A 19,661-nucleotide genomic window follows, 5' to 3' on the forward strand; every position below is an offset into this window, starting at 1 on the left:
CAGACAATAGGGAGATGTCGCTCGATCAGAGCCCCTTGACGCTCAGCCATTTGCGGAGAATCATATTCTCAATTATGCGCATCTCGCTATTTTGTCCGGACAAAAGTCATGGATAGTTGCCTCGGACTGCAGGACCGGGTGGTCGTGGTGGCTGGCGCGGCCGGCGGCGGCATCGGGACCACCATCGCTCGCATGGTCGCCGAGGCCGGTGCGACCGTGATCGCGGTCAGCCGGGGTAAAGACAATCTCGACAACCACATCACCCCGCTGGCCGACCGCGGACTCCCCGTCGTTCCGGTCGCCGCGGACGTCGCGACCGAGGACGGCGTGGCCGCCACCATCGAGGCGGCCGCCTCCGCCGACGGCGACCTGCATGGGTTGGTCAACGTGGCGGGCGGCGCCGCGCCGGAGACCTGGATGCCGTCGACCCGGGTGAACCGCAGCGACTGGCGGGACCTGTTCACCCAGAACCTGGAGACCGCGTTCTTCATGAGCCAGGCGGTGGCCGCGGAGCTGAAATCCCGTAACCGCCGCGGGTCGATCGTGTCGATCTCCTCGATCAGCGGGATGAACACCGCGCCGTTTCACATCGCCTACGGCACCGCTAAAGCGGCGATCACCGCGATGACCCGCACCATGGCCGTCGAACTCGCCCTCGACGAGATCCGGGTGAACGCGGTCGCGCCCGGCGTCACCGCGACTCCGGCCTCGCTCACCTACACCGACGACGACCCCGAGCGTGATCGCAAGGCCATCGCGATGGGGCGGCGGGGCCGCCCCGAGGAGATCGCCGGCGCGATCCTGTTCCTGCTGTCCGACCTGTCCAGCTACATCACCGGCCAGACGTTGCTGGTTGACGGCGGCCTTGACCTCAAATGGTCACACCTCGGCGCCGACAACACCTCGCTCTTCCTCAAAGACGACTCCTTCCGAGCGGCGATAAGGAGAACCTGATGACCGACGTAGCCAAAGACGTGAATTCCGAAGCAGTCGAGGAACTTTCACGACCGATGACGATCGGTGTCGAGGCCTACGTCTCCGAGGACTACGCGCGCGCCGAGCGTGACAAGCTGTGGCGCAAGGTCTGGCAGCAGGTCGGCCGGGTCGAAGAGTTACCCGAGGTGGGCAGCTACTTGACCTACGACATCCTCGACGACTCGATCATCGTCGTGCGTACCGGCGCGAACGAGTTCCACGCTCACCAGAACGTTTGCATGCACCGCGGACGACGGCTGATCGACACGCCCGAGGGCGCCAAGAATGCCTGTGCCCGAACGCGAAAGTCGTTCGTGTGCGGGTTCCACGGCTGGACCTACGGCCTGGACGGCGCGTGCACGCACATCCGCGAACGCCAGGACTGGCAGGACACGCTGACGGCCGACAACACCCACCTTCGGCCGGTCAGAGTCGAGACCTGGGGTGGCTGGTTGTGGATCAACATGGACCCCGACTGCGAGCCATTGGCCGATTTCCTGTTCCCCGCCGCCAAGATTCTCGACCCATTCGGTCTGGAGAACATGCGGTACAAGTGGCGCAGGTGGCTGTCCTTCGACTGCAACTGGAAAGTCGCGCTGGAGGCCTTCAACGAGACCTACCACGTGTTCACCACGCACCCCGAGTTCAACAAGTTCGGTGAATTCAAGGGCTGGGCGAAAGCACAAGGGCGGCACAGCCATATCGGCTACGACGCACCCGAGGACATGGAGGCCACCAAGTCCAAGATCCGCCTCGGCACCGGGGCCGACCCGCGGATATCCACCGCGGAGATGCAGGTCTACACGATGGAGGAAACCAACGCCACCACCACCCAGACGTTGGTGAACGCGGCCAAGCGACTGGTCGACGAGTTGCCTGAGGGGACACCGGCCGACAAGGTTCTCGAGCACTGGCTGGCGTCGGCGCGGCGCGACGACGCGGCCCGCGGGGTGGTCTGGCCGACGATTCCCGCCGACATTCTGGGGCAGGCTGGCACCGCCTGGCAGATCTTCCCGAACTTTCAAATCGGCCAGGGCTTGACCAGCGCGCTCTGCTACGGCGCTCGGCCGCACCCCAGCTACAACCCGGACAAGTGCATCTTCGAGGTGTCGGTTTTCGAGCTGTATCCGAAAGGCGAAGAGCCGCAGACCGAATGGGAGTACACCCCGGTTGGCGACCCCAGGTGGAGGTCGGTGCTACCGCAGGACTTCTCCAACATGGCGGCCGTCCAGCAAGGCATGAAGTCCCTTGGCTTCCCGGGCACCAGGCCCAATCCGTACCGCGAGCGCAGCACCGTGAACCTGCACTACCAGTTGTCGAAATACATGGGAACCGGCGAACCACAGGAGCTTTGAGATAGATGACCCCGTTTGATGGGCGGCCTGACGCCTGCGGGCCCACTGACGTACCGCAGGACGTCGACATCGACGCGATGCGGGCCAAGTATGCGCAGGAACGTGCGAAGCGCCTACGCAAGGAGGCCGGTGCGCAGTACCTCGAACTCGACGGCGACCTGGCCGACCTCTACGAGGTAGACCCGTACACCCCGGCGGCCGACCGCGCACCGATCGACGAAGACATTGAGGTGGCCGTCCTGGGCGGCGGGTTCGCCGGATTGTTGTCGGGCGCGTATCTGAAAAAAGCTGGCGTGCAAGATGTTCGGATCATCGACATGGCCGGGGACTTCGGCGGCGTGTGGTACTGGAACCGCTTTCCGGGCATCCAGTGCGACAACGACGCCTACTGCTACATCCCGATGCTCGAGGAACTCGACTTCCTGCCGAGTAAAAAGTTCGCCGACGGAGCGGAGATCTTCGCGCACTGCCAGGCCATGGGCAAACACTTCGACCTCTACGACGGCGCCATCTTCTCGACCCAGGTCGAGACCATGCGCTGGGACGAGGGCAGCAAGCGCTGGCGGCTGAGCACCAACCGCGGCGACGACATCCGGGCGCGGTTCGTGGTGATGGCGCAGGGCTCGTACAACAAGCCGAAGCTGCCCGGCATCCCCGGTATCAAGGAGTACCTGGACGGTGGCGGCCACGCGTTCCATTCCGCGCGCTGGGACTTCGACTACACCGGCGGCGATGCCAACGGTGGTCTGGACAGGCTGGGCGACAAGCGGGTCGCACTCGTCGGCACGGGGGCTACCGGCGTTCAGCTGGTGCCACATCTCGGCCGGGACGCCCAGCAGCTCTTCGTGTTTCAGCGCACTCCGTCATCGGTGGACATGCGGGCCAACACGCCCACCGATCCGGCCTGGGCGGCGACCCTGCAGCCCGGTTGGCAGGAGGAGCGCAAGCGGAACTTCCACAACTGGTCACCGTTTGTCGGCGTGGTCTTCGGCGAACCGGATCTGGTGTGTGACTTCTGGACCGAGTTGGGCCGCAACATGAGCGCCCGCATTGCAGCGAGCCCGGATCCCGCCTCGCTGGGAGTCGAGGAGATCATGGCGATCCGGGAGGAAGAGGACTACAAGATCATGGAGCGGCTGCGGCACCGGGTGGCCGACCTGGTCAACGACCCCGACACCGCCGAGGCGCTCAAGCCGTACTACCGCTTCATGTGCAAACGCCCGTGTTCTAGCGAGACGTACCTGCCGACGTTCAATCTGCCCAATGTGACGTTGGTGGACGTGTCGGAATCCAAGGGCGTGGAACGCCTGACGGATAAGGGCATCGTCGCCAACGGCGTTGAATACGAAGTAGATTGCGTCGTATTCGCCAGTGGATTTGAGATCTCCACCGAGATCAGTCGGCGCTTTGCGGTCGACGTCATCGAGGGTCGCGACGGGCTGTCGCTGTTCGACTACTGGCACGACCGGTACCAGACGTTGCATGGCATGACCACCCGCGGATTCCCCAACCAGTTCTTCACAGGCTTCATTCAGGGCGGCGTCTCGGCCAACACCACTGCGATGTTCGAGCAACAGGCCGAGCACATCGCCTACATCATCGCCGAAGCGCAGAAACGCGGTGCGACAACCGTTGAACCCAGTCAGGAGGGCCAAGACGGCTGGGTCAGGACGGTCGCCGAACTCGCGATCGATAACTCGGCGTTTGAGATGTCCTGCACTCCGGGCTATTACAACAACGAAGGTGCGGGTGGCGCCAAGGACAATGGTGCGTTCCTCGGTGATTTCTACTCGCCGGGCTTTTACGCGTTCGGTGACCTGATCGCCGAGTGGCGCGCCAAGGGCGACTTGGAAGGTCTCGAACTGTCGTGAGCGAGTTGCGGTTCGACGACCGCGTAGCCGTCGTCACCGGCGCCGGCCGCGGGCTGGGGTGCGCCTACGCGCGGCTGCTCGCCGAGCGCGGGGCAAAGGTCGTCGTTAACGACCATGGCGGCAGCCTGGCCGGCGACGGGGTGGACGCCGCACCCGCCCAGCAGGTGGTCAAGGACATCCGGGCGGGCGGCGGCGAGGCCATCGCGTGCACCGAGTCGGTGGCCACCACTGACGGCGCCGCCGCGATCATCGGGACGGCGCTGGACCACTACGGCCGCATCGACGTCTTGATCCACAACGCCGGCAACGTGCGCCGCGGCTCGCTCAAGGAGATGACCTACGAGGACTTCGACGCGGTGCTCGACGTACACCTGCGGGGGGCATTCAACGTTGTGCGGCAGGCATTCCCGCACATGTGCGAGGCGGGCTACGGCCGCATCGTGCTGACGTCGTCGATCGGCGGGCTGTACGGCAACCACAACGTCGCCAACTACGCCGCGGCCAAGGCCGGCGTGATCGGACTGGCCAACGTCGCGGCGCTGGAGGGCGCCCCCGACGGCGTGACGTGCAACGTGATCGTGCCCGCGGCGGTGACCAGGATGGCCGCCGGCATCGACACCTCGGACTACCCGCCGATGGGGCCGGATCTCGTTGCGCCCGTGGTGGGCTGGCTGGCACACGAATCGTGTTCGGTGACCGGCGAGCTGTACGTCGCGCTAGCGGGCCGGGTGGCCCGGGCGGTCATCGCCGAAAGCCGCGGCGTGTACCGGCCGTCGTGGACGCTCGAGGACATCGCCGAGCAGCTCGACGAGATCCGGAACATCGAGGCGCCCTTGATCTTTCCCGTCGTGCCCGACGGCCACAACGCGCACATCCGGTACAGCTTCGAATTGGCGCACCATGGCTAGCCCGACCGGCCCGCTGGCCGGCGTGCGCGTGGTCGATCTGACCGCGATGGTGATGGGGCCGTACTGCACGCAGATCATGGCCGACATGGGCGCCGACGTCATCAAAGTCGAGCCCCCGCAAGGGGATAACACCCGCTACATCTCGGTGGGCCCGGCACCGGGCATGAGCGGAGTATTCGTCAACGTCAACCGCGGCAAGCGCAGCGTCGTGCTGGACCTGCAGACTGACGCCGGATCTGCCGCGCTGCGGGCCTTGATCGAAACCGCCGACGTATTCATCCACTCGATGCGCGCGAAGGCAATCACCAAGCTCGGCTTCGGTTATGACGACGTCGCAGCGATCAATCCGTCGGTCGTCTACACGAATTGCTACGGATACGGCCGGCGGGGTCCGGACCGCGACCGTCCCGCCTATGACGACACGATCCAGGCCGAGTGCGGTCTGCCGGCGGTGCAAGAGCAATTGACCGGTCAGGCGGACTTCGTCGGCACCATCATGGCCGACAAGGTCGGCGGCCTGACCGCGCTCTACGCGACGATGATGGCGCTGTTTCATCGCGAGCGCACTGGGGAGGGGCAAGAGGTCGAGGTCGCGATGTTCGAGACCATGGCCTCGTTCATTCTCGTCGAGCACGCCAACGGTGCCCTGTTCGATCCACCGCTTGGACCCGCCGTGTATCCGCGTACCGTGGCGCCCAACCGACGTCCGTATCGCACTAGCGACGGCCATATCGCCGCACTGATCTACAACGACAAGCACTGGAACGCGTTTATGAAAGCCGTGCAGCCGCCGTGGTTCAGCGAGCGGTATGCAACGCTCGAACAGCGGGCCCGCGAGATCGACACGGTCTACGGCCTGGTGGCCGAGACGATGAAGGAGCGGTCCACCGCCGAATGGCTGGCGCTGCTAGGCGAACTCGAGATACCCGCCGCGCCACTGAACACCCCCGGCGCACTGTTCAACGATCCGCATCTGAACGCCGTCGGCATGTTCGAGACGGTCGAGACCCCGCACGGACCCGTGCGCTTCCCCGGCGTGCCCACGTGGTTCTCGCGGACGCCGGGTCGCGTGGCAGGGCCGGCGCCGGAACTCGGCGCCGACACCACAGAAGTGCTCGCCGAAATCGACGCGAGCAGTCCCAAAGTCGCACGAAATAGCCTGCCAGAGCACAATTTTGCGTCTGCTCGCGAGAAGAAAGAACCTCAACAATGACTGTGCCCGTCTACAAGCGTATTCTCGACCTGTTTGAGGTCGAGGGCGTCAATACTCTGTTCGGCATCCCGGACCCCAACTTCGTGCACATGTTTGCCGAGGCCGATGCTCGTGGGTGGTCGGTGGTCGCTCCCCATCACGAGCTCAGCGCGGGGTTCATGGCCGAGGCGGCATCGCGCATGACGGGTAGGCCCGGTCTGTGCATCGGCACGCTCGGGCCGGGGATGGCGAACATCGCGGGCGCGATCCAGTGCGCGAAAGTGGAGAACTCGCCAGTGATCTTTCTCGGCGGCCAGCGGGCCCGCATCACCGAACGCCGGGTGCGGCGCGGTCGCATCCAATTCGTCCGGCAGGAACCGCTGTTCGCGGCATCGGTGAAGTACAGCGCCTCGATCGAGTACGCCGACCAGACCGACGAAATCATCCACGAAGCGATCCGCCAGGCCATGTCCGGCACGCCCGGTCCGGTCTACGTCGAGTACCCATCCCATGTGATTCTCGAAGAGCTCGACGTTCCGGATCCCTTGCCGTCCAACAGGTATCGGCTGGTGAACCAAGGAGCTGGCGCGCCTGAAGTCGCCGAGGCCGTGAAACTGATTCGCGAAGCGAAGAGCCCGATTCTGTTGGTGGGCCACGGCGTACACACGTCGCGCACCGGACCTGCGGTGAAGGAGCTCGCCGACTTGATGGCCTGCCCGGTCATCCAGACCTCCGGGGGTACGTCGTACATCCCGGGTCTGCAGGAGCGAACCTTCCCCTACCTGTTCTCCCCGGCGGCCAACGAGGCAGTCGAGGAATCCGACCTGTGTGTAGCGCTGGGAACCGAACTCGGAGAGCCCATGCACTACGGCCGGACCCAGCATTGGGCCGGCAACGATGCGAACCGCAAATGGGTGTACGTCGAGCAGGATCCGGCCGCGATCGGCGTCAACCGACAATTCGACGTGCCGCTGGTGGGCGATCTGCGCGGTGTCGTGCCGCAACTCGTCGACGCGCTGCGGGATACGCCGCGCACGCGAGCGGCCAATCTCGAGAAGTTGGTCAACGCCGACGCCGAGGAACTCGCGCAGCTCGCCGTCAGTGCGCCGTCGGGACGTTCGCCGGTTCACCCGGCGCGCTACGTCGTTGAGGCCACCAAGGCGTTCAACGAGCTCGAGGACGGCATCTTGGTCCGGGACGGCGGCGCGACCGTTATCTTCCAGTGGACGTACTCACAGTCCAAGCCGCGGGATGTCATCTGGAACCAGAACTTCGGCCACCTCGGCACCGGGCTGCCGTACGCGGTCGGAGCATCGGTCGCCGAGGGCGGCAAGCGGCCGGTGATGCTGCTGACCAGTGACTCAGCATTTCTCTTCCATATCGCCGAATTGGAAACCGCGGCGCGACTGCAGCTTCCGCTGGTATGCGTAGTCGGTGTCGACCATCAGTGGGGTCTCGAAGTAGGCGTCTACAAGCGCACGTTCGAGCAGCCGTCACCACAGCCCGGCGTGCATTGGAGCAAGGACGTCCGGATGGACAAGGTCGCGGAGGGCTTCGGGTGTCACGGCGAGTACGTAGAAAAGGACGACGAGATCGGACCGGCCATCGCCCGGGCTTACGCCAGCGGCAAAGTCGGTGTGGTGCACGTCTGCATCGACCCGAAGGCCAATTCCGAAGAGATGCCCAAATACGACCGATTCCGCACCTGGTATGCCGAAGGCACCCAGTAAGCGCTGCGAGTAAGGAAGAGTGCAAGCCATGCGCGAATACTTGAAGTTCTACATCGACGGACAATGGGTCGACCCGTTGCGGCCCAATCCGTTCGACGTGGAAAACCCGGCGACCGAGCAGATATCCGGGAAGATCTCGCTGGGCTCCGCGGCCGACGTCGACCTGGCGGTCAACGCCGCCCGGCGGGCATTCAGCGGCTGGTCGCAGACAACGCGCGAACAGCGACTGGATCTGTTGCAGGCCATCCTCGCCGAGTATCAGAAGCGCTCGGACGACCTCGCCGAGGCGGTCACCGCGGAAATCGGTGCGCCCGCGTCGCTGGCAGCGGGGCCGCAGGTCTTCCTCGGGATCGGGCACCTGCACACGGCCATCGATGCGCTGAAGAACTTCGCGTTCGAGGAACAACGCGGGGACAGCCTGATTGCCAAGGAGCCGATCGGCGTTTGCGGGCTGATCACTCCCTGGAACTGGCCGATCAACCAGGTCGCGGTGAAGGTCTACCCGGCGTTGGCCACCGGCTGCACCGTCGTGCTCAAACCCTCTGAGGTGGCACCGTTTTCGCCGTACATCTTCGCGGAGATCCTGGACGCTGCGGGCGTGCCGCCCGGGGTCTTCAATCTGGTCAACGGCGACGGCCCGGGCGTCGGCGTGGCGCTGGCGAGCCACCCCGATGTCGACCTGGTGTCGTTCACTGGCTCGACGCGTGCCGGTGTCGAGGTGGCCAAGCTCGCTGCGCCGACAGTAAAAAGGGTGACCCAGGAGCTCGGCGGCAAGAGCCCCAACATCGTCCTCGACGACAGTGGCTTTGCCGATGCTGTCAGCGCCGGCGTGACCAACATGATGCCGAACTCTGGGCAGAGCTGCAACGCACCGACGCGCATGCTGGTCCCGAAATCTCGTATGGACGAGGCTATTTCGATCGCGCGGAAGGCGGCCGAACAGGTCACGGTGGGCCGCCCCGATGCCGGTACGACGATCGGGCCGGTGGCCTCGAGGGCGCAGTTCGAGAAGGTCCAGCGCTTGATTCAGAGGGGCGTCGACGAGGGCGCGACGCTGGTGATCGGAGGTCCGGGCCGGCCGCCGGGTCTGGAAACGGGCTACTACGTCAAACCGACCGTCTTCGCCGATGTCACCAATGACATGACGATCGCGCGTGAAGAAATCTTCGGGCCGGTGCTGTGCATTCTCGGCTACGACGACATCGACCACGCCATCGAGATCGCCAACGACACCGAGTACGGCCTCGCCGGCTTCGTCTCCGGAGCCGACCTCGACACCGCTCGCCGGGTTGCCCGCAGAATTCGCGCGGGCTGGGTCACGATCAACCACGCATTCGACATGAACGCGCCCTTCGGCGGCTACAAGCGCAGCGGCAACGGCCGGGAGTGGAGCGAGTTCGGGTTCCACGAATATCTGGAAGTGAAAAGCCTTTTGGGCTACGCACCAGGCGCTGCGGCGCAATGAAATGTCGCGCCGCCGTGATTCGCGGTGTCGGCATGGACTGGGAGATCCGCGAGATCGCTCTTGATCCACCCCGCGCCGGCGAGGTGCTGGTGCGAATGGCCGTCGCCGGAATCTGCCACTCCGACGACCACTTGTTCACCGGCGACGTGGTGCCGACGGCCGAGGTGTTGGCCGCGAGCGGGCAGCCCGGGCCGGACTGGTTCCCGCTGCTCGGTGGCCACGAAGGCGCTGGTGTTGTCGCGGAGGTCGGGCCGGGAGTCACCGCGGTGCAGCCGGGTGACCACGTCGCGCTGTCGTTCATCCCGGCGTGTGGCAGTTGCCGGTTCTGCGTCAACGGGCAGAGCTACATCTGCGATATCGGAGCCAGCCTCTTCGTCCGTGAGATGCCGACCGACGGCACCTGCCGTCGGCATCTCGGCGACGAAAACCTCTTGGCCTATGGACAACTCGGCACTTTCGCCGAATATGCGGTCTTGTCGGAGAAGTCCGTCATCAAGATCGACGAATCGATTCCGTTTCATGCCGCCTCACTGGTGTCGTGCGGAGTCAGCACCGGCTGGGGTTCGGCGACGGTGTCGGCCGAGACCGAACCCGGCGACACGGTGGTCGTCATCGGCGCCGGTGGTGTCGGGATGAACGCCCTGCAAGGGGCGCGCGCCGTTGGCGCCAAATATGTGGTCGCCGTGGATCCGGTTGAGTCCAAGCGCGATTCGGCCAAGATCTTCGGCGCCACGCACAGCGCGGTGTCCGCGGAGGCAGCGATACCGCTGGTGCGCGAAATCACCGCCGGCCTCATGGCCGACCGCGTCGTCATATGCCCCGGGGTGGTGCACGTGGACCTGATCCCGTTGGCGATGGCGCTGCTTCGCAAAGGCGGAATCTGCGTGCTCACCGGAATCACACCATTCACCGAACCTGCGGTGCCGATGGTACTGCAGGAGATGACCCTGTCGGCCAAGCAACTCAGGGGCGCGCTCTACGGCGGAATGAATCCGCGTACCAGTGTGCCGATGCTGTTGTCGCTCTACCAAGCGGGCGCGTTGAAGCTCGACGAACTGGTCACCCGGCATTACCGGCTCGAGCAGATCAACGAAGCTTTCGTGGACTTGCGCGACGGCCGCAACATCCGCGGAATCATCGACTTCGACGCCCAGTAGCCAACGCTACGGACCCAACCATGGCATGGTTCAGGTTGGTCGAGCATGCCAACGGTGTCATGTTCGACCCTCTGGGCCATCATGTTTCGGGCCGCCGCTGGCCCGTGTGTCTGCCGCTTATGCGGTCCGCCCGCACCTAAACTGACCCCTGCAGCAAGCAGGGAGGGGCACCCGAGTATTGGCGCCAAAGAAGCCGCTGACCAGGAAGCCGGTCGGCGCGCTGGAGAGGTGAACATGGAACCGGCCGGGGCGTACCCCGTGCCGGTTCATTCTGCTCGGAAGCCTCGATGGGTTTCCCCGCCGCCGGCCAGCCGCCCGATCCGCAAGCCCAGCGACGGCGGTGACGAACGCCGTCCCGGTATCCGCGCGCTGGATGGGCTGCGCGCGGTGGCGGTCGGGCTGGTGCTCGCCGACCACGGCGGCATCCCCGGCATGTCGGGCGGATTCCTCGGCGTCGACGTGTTCTTCGTGCTGAGCGGGTTCCTGATCACCTCGCTGCTGCTCGACGAATTGGGCCGAACGGGCCGGATCGACCTGGCCAACTTCTGGATTCGACGGGCCCGCCGACTGCTGCCGGCGCTGATCTTGATGGTGCTGACCGTTGCCATCGGGCGCCAGTTCTTTGCCCCCGAGGCAATCGCCAGCCTCCGCGACGACGCCGTCGCCGCCTTTTTCTGGGTAGCGAACTGGATGTTCGTCGCCGACAAGACCGGCTACTTCGCCCAGGGAACCCCGCCATCGCCGCTACAGCACGCCTGGTCGCTGGGCGTGGAGGAGCAGTACTACATCGCCTGGCCACTGATCCTGGTCGCGATTGCCGTGGGCTTCGCGGCCCGCGCGCGGCGCCGCGGTACCAGGGCGACCGTCGGCGCGGTCCGGTTGACGGTGTTCCTGCTGGCCACGCTCGGAGCACTGGGCTCGGCCGCGACAGCCATCCTGCTCGCGTCCAACGCGACCCGCGACCGGGTCTACTTCGGCACCGACACCCGGGCCCAGGCGCTGCTGGTCGGAGCCGCGGCGTCGGCGCTGCTGGTCGGCGACTGGCCGGCACTGAACCGTGGCTGGTCGCTGATCCGCTCCCGGACCGGCAAGTGGATAGCCCGGTCGCTGCCCGTGCTCGGTCTGGCGCTGCTCGGAGTGGCCGTGCACTCCGCCACCGGTACCGCCCGCGAGTTTCGCGGCGGCCTGCTGATCGGGGTCGCCGTCGCCGCGGTACTGGTGATCGCCCCGGTGGCGCTGGATCAACGCGGACCGGTCGCCGTAGCGTTGGCCTGGGGCCCGCTGGCCTGGCTCGGCGGCATCTCCTACGGCATCTACCTGTGGCACTGGCCGATCTTCCTGGTGCTCAACGGTCAGCGGACCGGATGGCACGGGCTGTCGTTGTTCGCGGTTAGGTGCGCGGCCACGCTGGCGGTCTCGGTGGTGTCGTGGTGGGCTATCGAGCAGCCGGTCCGAAAGTGGCGCCCGGTCCAGGTGCCGTTGCTTCCGCTGGCCGGGGCCACCGCGGCGACCGCTGCGGCCATCACCATGCTGGTGGTTCCGGTCGTTCCCAAGCACGGGGTCAGCGCGCTCGACGCCAGCCTTCCGCCCGGGGTCTCGCCGGTCGCCGTGGTGTCGCCGTCGACCCCGGACGGCGTCCGGCCCGCGCGGGCACTCACCAAACGAGACCCGCGCCGCCCCTTCACCGTCTCGGTGTTCGGCGACTCGATCGGCTGGACGATGATGCACTTCCTGCCGCCGACCCCGGGATTCCAGTTCGTCGACCACACCGTGATCGGCTGCAGCCTCGTGCGCGGCGGCCCGTACAGCTACCTCGGCCAGACGCTGGACCAGAAAAGCGAATGCGAAAACTGGCCCGGCCGCTGGACATCGCAGATCGCCGCCGACCAGCCGGACGCCGTCCTGCTGGTGATCGGTCGCTGGGAGACCGTCGACCGGGTGAACGAGGGACGGTGGACCCATATCGGCGACCCGGCCTTCGACTCCTACATCAGCGCCGAGTTGTCGCGGGCGATCAACATCCTCAGCTTCAGCGGTGCGCCGTTGACCGTCGCGAACCTGCCCTACAGCCGACGTGGGGAACGACCGGATGGCAGCCTGTATCCCGAGGATCAGCCCCAGCGGGTCGACGAATGGAACACCATGCTGGGCAAGACGATTGGCGATCGCCCCGACGTTCGTATCCTCGACCTGAAGAAGAAGTTGTGCCCGGACGGCACCTACACCGCCGACGTCGACGGCATCCACGTCCGCAGTGACGGAGTGCACTTGACCGAGGAGGGCGTGCAGTGGCTGACGCCCTGGCTCGAGCAATCGCTGAAGCCGCCGCCGTCACGTTAGCCGGTGTAGCAGCTGAGCTCCATGCTGTCGCTCTCGCGGACCGCGAAATTGAAACTCACATAACCACTTTCGTTGCCGTGCACATAGTCGAGGTACGTCCGGGTATCCGCGCTCTCGGTGTTGTCGGCAATGACGAGCGCGCCCGGCGACAGCTTCGGCTCCAGCAGCTTGATCACCGGCAGGTACAGCTCTTTCCACCCGTCGAGCAGGACGAAGTCGACCGGCCCGTCCAACTCCGCCAGCGTGGTCAGCGCATCGCCTTCCAGGACGGTGATCAGGTCGTCCAAGCCGGTGTCGGTGAAAGTCTGCTTGGCGGCGGCGATCTTGGTGTCGCTGATCTCGGTCGTGATCACGCGGCCGGCGCCGTTGTCGCGCACCGCTGATGCCAGGTGCAGCGCCGAAATGCCAAAGGACATACCGAATTCGACGACGGTGGCCGGCTTGGTTGCCCGCGCCAGCGCATACAGCAGCCGACCGGCCTCCGGTGTGACCGGGATGTAGAACTCGCTCATCGCGTCGGCGCGTTCCTGTACGGTTCTGGCCGCGGACATGTTGGGTCGCCGCTCGCGCAGCGTCGCCATCTGCTCCTGCGACTCGGCATACATCCGGTGCAGGGTGTCAGCGACTCGGGGGTCTCGCAGTGTGGTAGCCATGTCGTCCAGCCTAGGCGTTAATGAACGCCAACGGGCACTTACCTATCCGGCCTGCTGTGGAAGCAGAACGATCTTCCCGTGGGTGTGCCGCCGCTCGAGATCTGTGAATGCGTCGACGACCCGGTCCAACGGGTAAGTCTTGGCGACGTCGAAGTCCAGTGCGCCGGAGGCGATCAGGTCGGCAATCTCCTGCAGCACCGCCGGTGTGGACGCCTCAGCACTGCCTTCGGTCTTCGCGCCGACCTCGGCGGCCTTGGCGAACGAGATGATGGTGTTGATCCGCTCGACCGGCACACCGAGATCGACGGCGAGCTGGACGTAGTCCGGACCGAACAGGTCGATGAACGCGTCGACGCCGTCTGGTGCGGCCTGCCGCAGGCGCTCGGCCAACCCGTCGCCGTACTCGACCGGTATGACGTTGTGCGCGCGCAGCCATTCGGCGTTGCCCGCCGACGCGATGCCCAGCACCCGCGCGCCCCGCAGCGCCAGCAGTTGCACCGCCACGCTGCCGACTCCACCGGCGGCCGCGGACACCGCCACCGTCTCACCCGGCTGCGGCTTCACCGCGTTGACCGCGGCGTAGGCCGTGACGCCGACGACGTAGAGCGAACCCGCGACCTCCCAACTCAATTCGGTTGGCTTGTGGATCAATTGGTCGACCGGGACAGCGGTGTGGGTCGCGTGGCTCGAGCGCTGAAAGCTGAACCCGAGCACCTCGTCGCCGACGGCGAAGTCGCTGACCCCAGCACCGACCTCGAGGACGACCCCCGCTACGTCGCTGCCTTCGCCGGACGGGAAGGTGGCAGGAAAGCGCTCGTGCAGCGCGCCGCTGCGGATACCCGCTTCGCCGGGATTGATGCCGGCCGCCCGAACCTCCACGAGCACCTCACCGGCCGCAGGGACAGGCCTGTCGATGTCGGCGACGTACAGGACGTCAGGACCGCCGTAGCTGTCGAACCGGACTGCGCGTGTGCGTGTCGTTGCCATGCAGGCCGAAACTCGGCCACCCGCCGATGTATTCCGGGCTCACGAAACGGCTAGGCCACCACGTTGATCGGGTCACCGATGTGCACCGTGTCGAAGTACCAGGCGGCGTTGTCCGGGCTGAGGTTGATGCAGCCGTGGCTGACGTTCGCGTAGCCCTGCGAGTCCACCGACCACGGCGCCGAGTGCACGTAGACGCCGCTCCAGGTGACCCGGACGGCATAGCTCGCGGTGATCTTGTATCCGTCCGACGACTCGAGCGGGATGCCGATCGTGCGCGAATCCATAACGACCGTGCGCTCTTTCGACAGCGCGGAGAAGTTGCCCATCGGCGTCGGCCGACTGGGCTTGCCCATCGACGCCGGCATCGTGCGCAACACCTCGCCGTTCTGCGTGACCGTGAAGGTGTGCGCGGAAATGCTGGCGGTGCCGACCACCTGGTCGCCGGTCTCGAATCCGGTGGACAACGCGTGCACCTGGACGCCGACGTGACTGTGCGTGGGCCAGTAGCCGTCCGGCTTCCACTCGACCACGTTCGGTTCGGGCCAGTCGAAGCGGCCCGTGACGTGGTTGGGCGCAGTGACTTTGATGGCCCGCTCGGCTGCGGCGCGGTCGGCCACCGGCGCGGTGAACGTCACGATCACCGGGTGGGCCACACCGACGACCGCGCCAGTTGCCGGCTGAATCGATGCGACGCCGGGAGCCGGTGTCGGGGGTGCGATCGCGGCCACGCTGGGGGCGGCCGAACCCACCAGGGTCAGCACGGCGACCGATGACGCCAGCCAACCCGTTCGAAGCGCTCTGCCCACGGTGTCCACCCTCCGAGCCGATGCGAGCCCCTCGCGCTCACATGTCATGTCTCTAATATGCCCTATTCGACGCTCAGCAAACTGCGTATTATTGCGCGAATCGGGATAGAGACACCGATGCGGCGACCATCGCCCGAGATCAGGGGCCAAATACTCGTCAGGATGGGGTTTCGCCACCTCGTGCCGGCCGCGGCGTGGCAAGCGCGGATAACGCTGCCTATGCGGCTGCTGTGCGACGATGCGGCGTCAACCCGCCGACTTCACCCGGGACGCAGCAGATTCCGGCATCGGTTCGTACCGGGCGAAGGTGCGGGTGAACGAGGCCGCGCCGTGTGACAGCGAACGCAAATCGATTGCGTAACGAGTCAATTCGACCTGTGGGACCTCGGATTTCACCAACGTGCGATCGTTACCGGCGGTGTCGGTGCCCAGCACCCGGCCGCGACGTCCGGACAGGTCGCTCATCACCGCGCCGACGAGGTCGTCGGGTATCAGCACCGACACCTCGTCGATCGGTTCGAGCAGAGCGGGCTGGGCTGCCGCCGCAGCCTCTTTCAGTGCCAGCGCCCCGGCCATTTGGAACGCGAAATCGGAGGAGTCGACGCTGTGTGCCTTGCCGTCGAGCAGGGTGACCCGAATGTCGACGACGGGATAACCGGCGTGCACCCCCTTCTCCATCTGGGCGCGCACCCCCTTTTCGACGCTCGGGATGAACTGGCGCGGCACTGCGCCGCCGACCACCTTGTCACAGAACTCGAACCCCGAGCCTTCGGGCAGCGGCTCGACTTCGATATCGCATACCGCGTACTGGCCATGTCCCCCCGACTGCTTGACGTGCCGGCCGTGGCCTTTCGCCTTGCTGCCGAACGTTTCTCGCAGCGGTATCCGGAGTTCGACGGTGTCTACGGCGACGCCGTACCGGTTGGCCAGCGCGTCAAGCACCACACCGGCATGCGCTTCGCCCATGCACCACAACACGATCTGGTGTGTCTCTGGGTTCTGCTCGATCCGTAGAGTCGGGTCCTCGGCGGCCAATCGCCCCAGCCCCACCGACAGTTTGTCTTCGTCGGTCTTGGCGTGCGCCGCAATAGCCACCGGCAGCAACGGTTCCGGCATCGTCCACGGCTTGAGCACCAGCGGCTGCGCCTTGTCCGACAGCGTGTCGCCGGTTTCAGCCCGGCTCAATCGTCCGATCGCGCAAATGTCGCCCGGCAGCACCAACGACGCGGGCCGCTGTTGCTTGCCCAGCGGGAAGGACAGTGCGCCAATGCGTTCGTCCTCGTCGTGGTCGGCGTGGCCGGCCAGGGGATCCGGTGCAGCATCCTCCGACGAGCCGAAGAACGACGAAAAATGGCCCGACACATGAACAGTCGTGTCGGGTCGGATGGTCCCGGAGAAAATCCGCACCAAGCTGAGCCGGCCGACGTAGGGATCGGACGTCGTCTTCACCACCTCGGCCAACAGTGGCGAGTCGGAGCCGCACGTCACCTTGGTGAAGGCGGCGCCCTGTGACGTAAAGACTTCCGGCAGTGGGTGTTCGCGCGGAGACGGGAATCCGCGGGCGGCGACCTCGAGGATCTCCAGGGTGCCGACACCGGTGCTGCTGCAGACGGGTATCACCGGGAAGAAGGAGCCGCGGGCGACCGCCTTCTCCAGATCGTCGACCAGCACGGCTTCGTCGATCTTCTCGCCGCCCAGATAACGCTCCATCAGCGATTCGTCTTCGGACTCCTCGATGATTCCCTCGATCAGGGTGCTGCGGGCCTCCTCGATCTGCTCGGCGTAGGAGGGATCCGGCGCCTGCGTGGTGCGCTTGCCATCGGCGTATACGTAGTGCGTCTGCGACAACAGCCCGATGACTCCGTCGCCGGTCGGGAAGTAGAGCGGTAAAACCTTGTCGCCGAATGCGTTCTGGGCGGCGGCGAGTGCACTTTGGTAATTGGCCCTGGCATGGTCGAGCTTGGTGATCGCCACGGCCCGGGGCATTCCGACCTGGCTGCACTCCTGCCACAGCGACTTGGTCGGTTCGTCGACGTCTTCGTTGGCCGCGATCACGAATAGGGCGCAATCCGCGGCGCGCAGACCGGCCCGTAGTTCGCCGACGAAGTCGGCGTAGCCGGGAGTGTCGACGAGATTCAGTTTGACACCGTCGTGTGCCAGCGAAGCCAACGCGAGGCTGACCGAGCGCTGCTGTCGGATTTCGGCGTCGTCGTAGTCGCAGACCGTGGTGCCGTCGGCGATGCAGCCGGGTCTGGACAATGCACCCGAGGCGACCAGCAGTGCCTCGACCAATGTGGTTTTCCCGCCGCCGGAGGGACCGACCAGTACCACGTTCCGGACGGCGGCCGGATCATTTACGGCGGGAGCGGCTCCCGCGCCGGGCGATCCGTGGGACTTATCTGCCATGACGTTCGCTCCTCGCGTCCCGCGTCACCGTGATGCATGCCACTTTTCTCCTAGCGCCCGCCCAACACAAGGGTGAACGAGCGGTGAAGGCGGATCGTGCGGCGGCGGCGCTTAGCCGTGCCAGCCGCTCCAGCGCCGCACGGCGACGGCGATCACCGGACCGGACAGTGAAACCGTCTGGTACTGAGAGTATTTCGCGCGGAGTAGCTGATGTCCGAGCTGCATCGGGGCGCCCTCGCGGTGGATCGTGGCGTCACCGTCGGCGCGGACCCACCACAACTGCGTCCAGTCCTCGTCGTAATGGTCGACCAGCAGGCTCACCTGCGGGTTGCGCTCGATATTGGCCAGCCGCCGCAGTCGTTGCGTGGTCTTGGGTTTCGCGTCCACCGCGGTGTAGATGACCTGCTCGTCCACGGCGAACACCACCGGCACCAGGTGGGGACGACCGTCGGCCCCGGCGGTGGCCAGGCGGGCCACCGGCGACTGGGCGAATCGCGCCTCGGGGTCGAAGTTCATGACTAGTTGATGGTGAGCCCGCCGTCGACGACGATTGTCTGCCCGGTGACGTAGCCCCCGGCCGGCGAGGCCAGCCACACCGCGGTGGCCGCGAGTTCGCGGTCGTCCCCCAGGCGGCCGAGGACCAGTCGGTGCGCCTGGCTGTCCAGGTAGTCGGGCGGGTATTCGTCGGTCATCTCGGTCTTGAAGAATCCAGGAGCCAGCGCGTTGACGCGAATTCCTTTGCGCGAGCCCCATTGTTGGGCCAGGTCGCGGGTGAGCCCGATGACGGCCGCCTTGCTCGCGCTGTAGGCGGCCTGCGGCAGACCGGCGGTGGTGATCCCGAGAACGCTGGCAATGTTGATGATCGAGCTTCCGGGCTTCATGACGCGGCCGCAGGCCTGCGCCAGCCAGTACGAACCGTTGAGGTTGACGTCGATCACCGACCGGAACTGCTCGGGCGTCTCCCGGGTGGCCGGGACGGCGGTTCCGACGCCCGCGTTGTTGATCAACACGTCGACCCGGCCGAACGTTTGTATCGCGGCGTCGACCAGCGCCTGGCCCTGCTCGGGCACGCCGACATCGGTGGCGACCGCCAGTGCCTTGCGGCCAGCGGCTTCGACGAGCGCCGCGGTGTCGGCCAGTCGCTCGACGCGGCGCGCACCCAACACGACGTCGGCGCCGGCCTCGGCGAAGGCCTGGGCAAACGACACACCGAGCCCGGACGAAGGGCCGGTCACGATCGCCACTTTGTCGTCGAGTCGGAATGAATCAAGAACGCTCATGGATAAGACACCTTTGCCGTCGAGTTGCCGTCCAGCCCAAAGCTTTGAAGCTACCGTCTAGCAGCATGTCGGCCGAGACGGAGATCGCCAACCTGCTGTATCGCTACGCCGAATTCATGGACACCGGCGACTTCGCCGGCGCGGCCGCGCTCTTCGAGCATGCTCGGCTGCGGGTGGGCGGTGCTGGTGACGGCACGGTCGATGCGGCCACCATGTTGACGTTGTGGCAGTCCGGTGTGACGGTCTACCCGGACGGCACGCCGCGCACCAAACACGTTGTCACCAACCCGATTATCGAGGTGGACGACTCCGCCGGCACCGCGACCTGCCGCAGCTATTACACGGTGTTCCAGCAGACCGGTGACTTTCCGCTGCAGCCGATCGTCGCGGGTCGCTATCACGACCAGTTTCAGCTTGTCGACGGGGAATGGCGGTTCGTGTTTCGCGACTACTCGCTGATGGACATGGTCGGCGACGTCAGCCACCACCTGCACGGACCGATCGCAGCGGCCAAAGGCTGAGGCGATCGGGAAACA

General features: G+C 65.9%; 16 protein-coding genes. 10 read left to right on the forward strand and 6 right to left on the reverse strand.

What is annotated here, in order from left to right; translation table 11 throughout:
• The first annotated feature begins 108 nt into the window (after positions 1-108).
• From A5658_RS18205 to A5658_RS18245, 9 genes are all read left to right on the forward strand, one after another.
• A complete protein-coding gene (locus A5658_RS18205; RefSeq protein WP_067338155.1) occupies positions 109-954 on the forward strand; it encodes an SDR family NAD(P)-dependent oxidoreductase in 846 nt (281 codons plus the stop codon).
• On the forward strand, positions 954-2,330 hold the full coding sequence (locus tag A5658_RS18210; RefSeq protein ID WP_067338161.1) for an SRPBCC family protein: 1,377 nt from the start codon (positions 954-956) through the stop codon (positions 2,328-2,330). The genes A5658_RS18205 and A5658_RS18210 overlap by 1 nt, the downstream gene beginning before the upstream one ends.
• Positions 2,331-2,335: 5 nt before the next feature.
• On the forward strand, positions 2,336-4,201 hold the full coding sequence (locus tag A5658_RS18215; protein WP_067338164.1) for an NAD(P)/FAD-dependent oxidoreductase: 1,866 nt from the start codon (positions 2,336-2,338) through the stop codon (positions 4,199-4,201).
• Positions 4,198-5,109: an SDR family NAD(P)-dependent oxidoreductase gene (locus tag A5658_RS18220; protein ID WP_067338167.1), complete on the forward strand. Its 912-nt coding sequence runs from the start codon at positions 4,198-4,200 to the stop codon at positions 5,107-5,109. The genes A5658_RS18215 and A5658_RS18220 overlap by 4 nt, the downstream gene beginning before the upstream one ends.
• Positions 5,110-5,122: 13 nt before the next feature.
• A complete protein-coding gene (locus A5658_RS18225; RefSeq protein ID WP_067338568.1) occupies positions 5,123-6,322 on the forward strand; it encodes a CaiB/BaiF CoA-transferase family protein in 1,200 nt (399 codons plus the stop codon).
• Positions 6,319-8,031 carry a thiamine pyrophosphate-binding protein gene (locus A5658_RS18230; protein WP_067338170.1) on the forward strand — a complete coding sequence of 571 codons (1,713 nt, stop codon included), beginning with the start codon at positions 6,319-6,321 and terminating at the stop codon, positions 8,029-8,031. The genes A5658_RS18225 and A5658_RS18230 overlap by 4 nt, the downstream gene beginning before the upstream one ends.
• A gap of 28 nt (positions 8,032-8,059) precedes the next feature.
• Positions 8,060-9,496 (forward strand): aldehyde dehydrogenase family protein, encoded by a 1,437-nt coding sequence (locus A5658_RS18235; RefSeq protein WP_067338173.1) that lies wholly within the window; start codon positions 8,060-8,062, stop codon positions 9,494-9,496.
• Positions 9,493-10,653, forward strand: a complete 1,161-nt coding sequence (locus A5658_RS18240) for an NDMA-dependent alcohol dehydrogenase (protein ID WP_255361351.1) — start codon at positions 9,493-9,495, stop codon at positions 10,651-10,653. The genes A5658_RS18235 and A5658_RS18240 overlap by 4 nt, the downstream gene beginning before the upstream one ends.
• 318 nt (positions 10,654-10,971) lie before the next feature.
• Positions 10,972-12,993 (forward strand): acyltransferase family protein, encoded by a 2,022-nt coding sequence (locus A5658_RS18245; protein ID WP_067338573.1) that lies wholly within the window; start codon positions 10,972-10,974, stop codon positions 12,991-12,993.
• Here A5658_RS18245 and A5658_RS18250 read toward each other — a convergent pair.
• From A5658_RS18250 to A5658_RS18275, 6 genes are all read right to left on the reverse strand, one after another.
• Positions 12,990-13,646, reverse strand: coding sequence for an O-methyltransferase (locus A5658_RS18250; protein ID WP_067338177.1), 657 nt, complete (start codon positions 13,644-13,646; stop codon positions 12,990-12,992). The genes A5658_RS18245 and A5658_RS18250 overlap by 4 nt on opposite strands.
• Positions 13,647-13,688: 42 nt before the next feature.
• The gene (locus A5658_RS18255) at positions 13,689-14,633 is read right to left on the reverse strand and encodes an NADP-dependent oxidoreductase (protein WP_067338180.1); all 945 of its coding nucleotides are present in this window, start codon (positions 14,631-14,633) and stop codon (positions 13,689-13,691) included.
• Positions 14,634-14,683: 50 nt separating this feature from the next.
• Positions 14,684-15,394: a L,D-transpeptidase family protein gene (locus A5658_RS18260; RefSeq protein ID WP_369830545.1), complete on the reverse strand. Its 711-nt coding sequence runs from the start codon at positions 15,392-15,394 to the stop codon at positions 14,684-14,686.
• A 291-nt stretch (positions 15,395-15,685) separates the two neighbouring features.
• Positions 15,686-17,845, reverse strand: a complete 2,160-nt coding sequence (locus A5658_RS18265) for an elongation factor G-like protein EF-G2 (protein ID WP_067338183.1) — start codon at positions 17,843-17,845, stop codon at positions 15,686-15,688.
• Positions 17,846-17,956: 111 nt separating this feature from the next.
• Positions 17,957-18,361 carry a TIGR03668 family PPOX class F420-dependent oxidoreductase gene (locus A5658_RS18270; RefSeq protein WP_067338187.1) on the reverse strand — a complete coding sequence of 135 codons (405 nt, stop codon included), beginning with the start codon at positions 18,359-18,361 and terminating at the stop codon, positions 17,957-17,959.
• A gap of 2 nt (positions 18,362-18,363) precedes the next feature.
• A complete protein-coding gene (locus A5658_RS18275) occupies positions 18,364-19,125 on the reverse strand; it encodes an SDR family NAD(P)-dependent oxidoreductase (RefSeq protein WP_067338191.1) in 762 nt (253 codons plus the stop codon).
• 65 nt (positions 19,126-19,190) lie between these two features.
• On the opposite strand from A5658_RS18275, the gene A5658_RS18280 reads away from it, so the two are divergent.
• Positions 19,191-19,646, forward strand: a complete 456-nt coding sequence (locus A5658_RS18280) for a nuclear transport factor 2 family protein (RefSeq protein WP_067338195.1) — start codon at positions 19,191-19,193, stop codon at positions 19,644-19,646.
• The last annotated feature ends 15 nt before the right edge of the window (positions 19,647-19,661 follow it).

The sequence above is a fragment of the Mycobacterium sp. 1245111.1 genome (assembly GCF_001673405.1).
In the GTDB taxonomy this organism is placed as follows: Bacteria; Actinomycetota; Actinomycetes; order Mycobacteriales; family Mycobacteriaceae; genus Mycobacterium.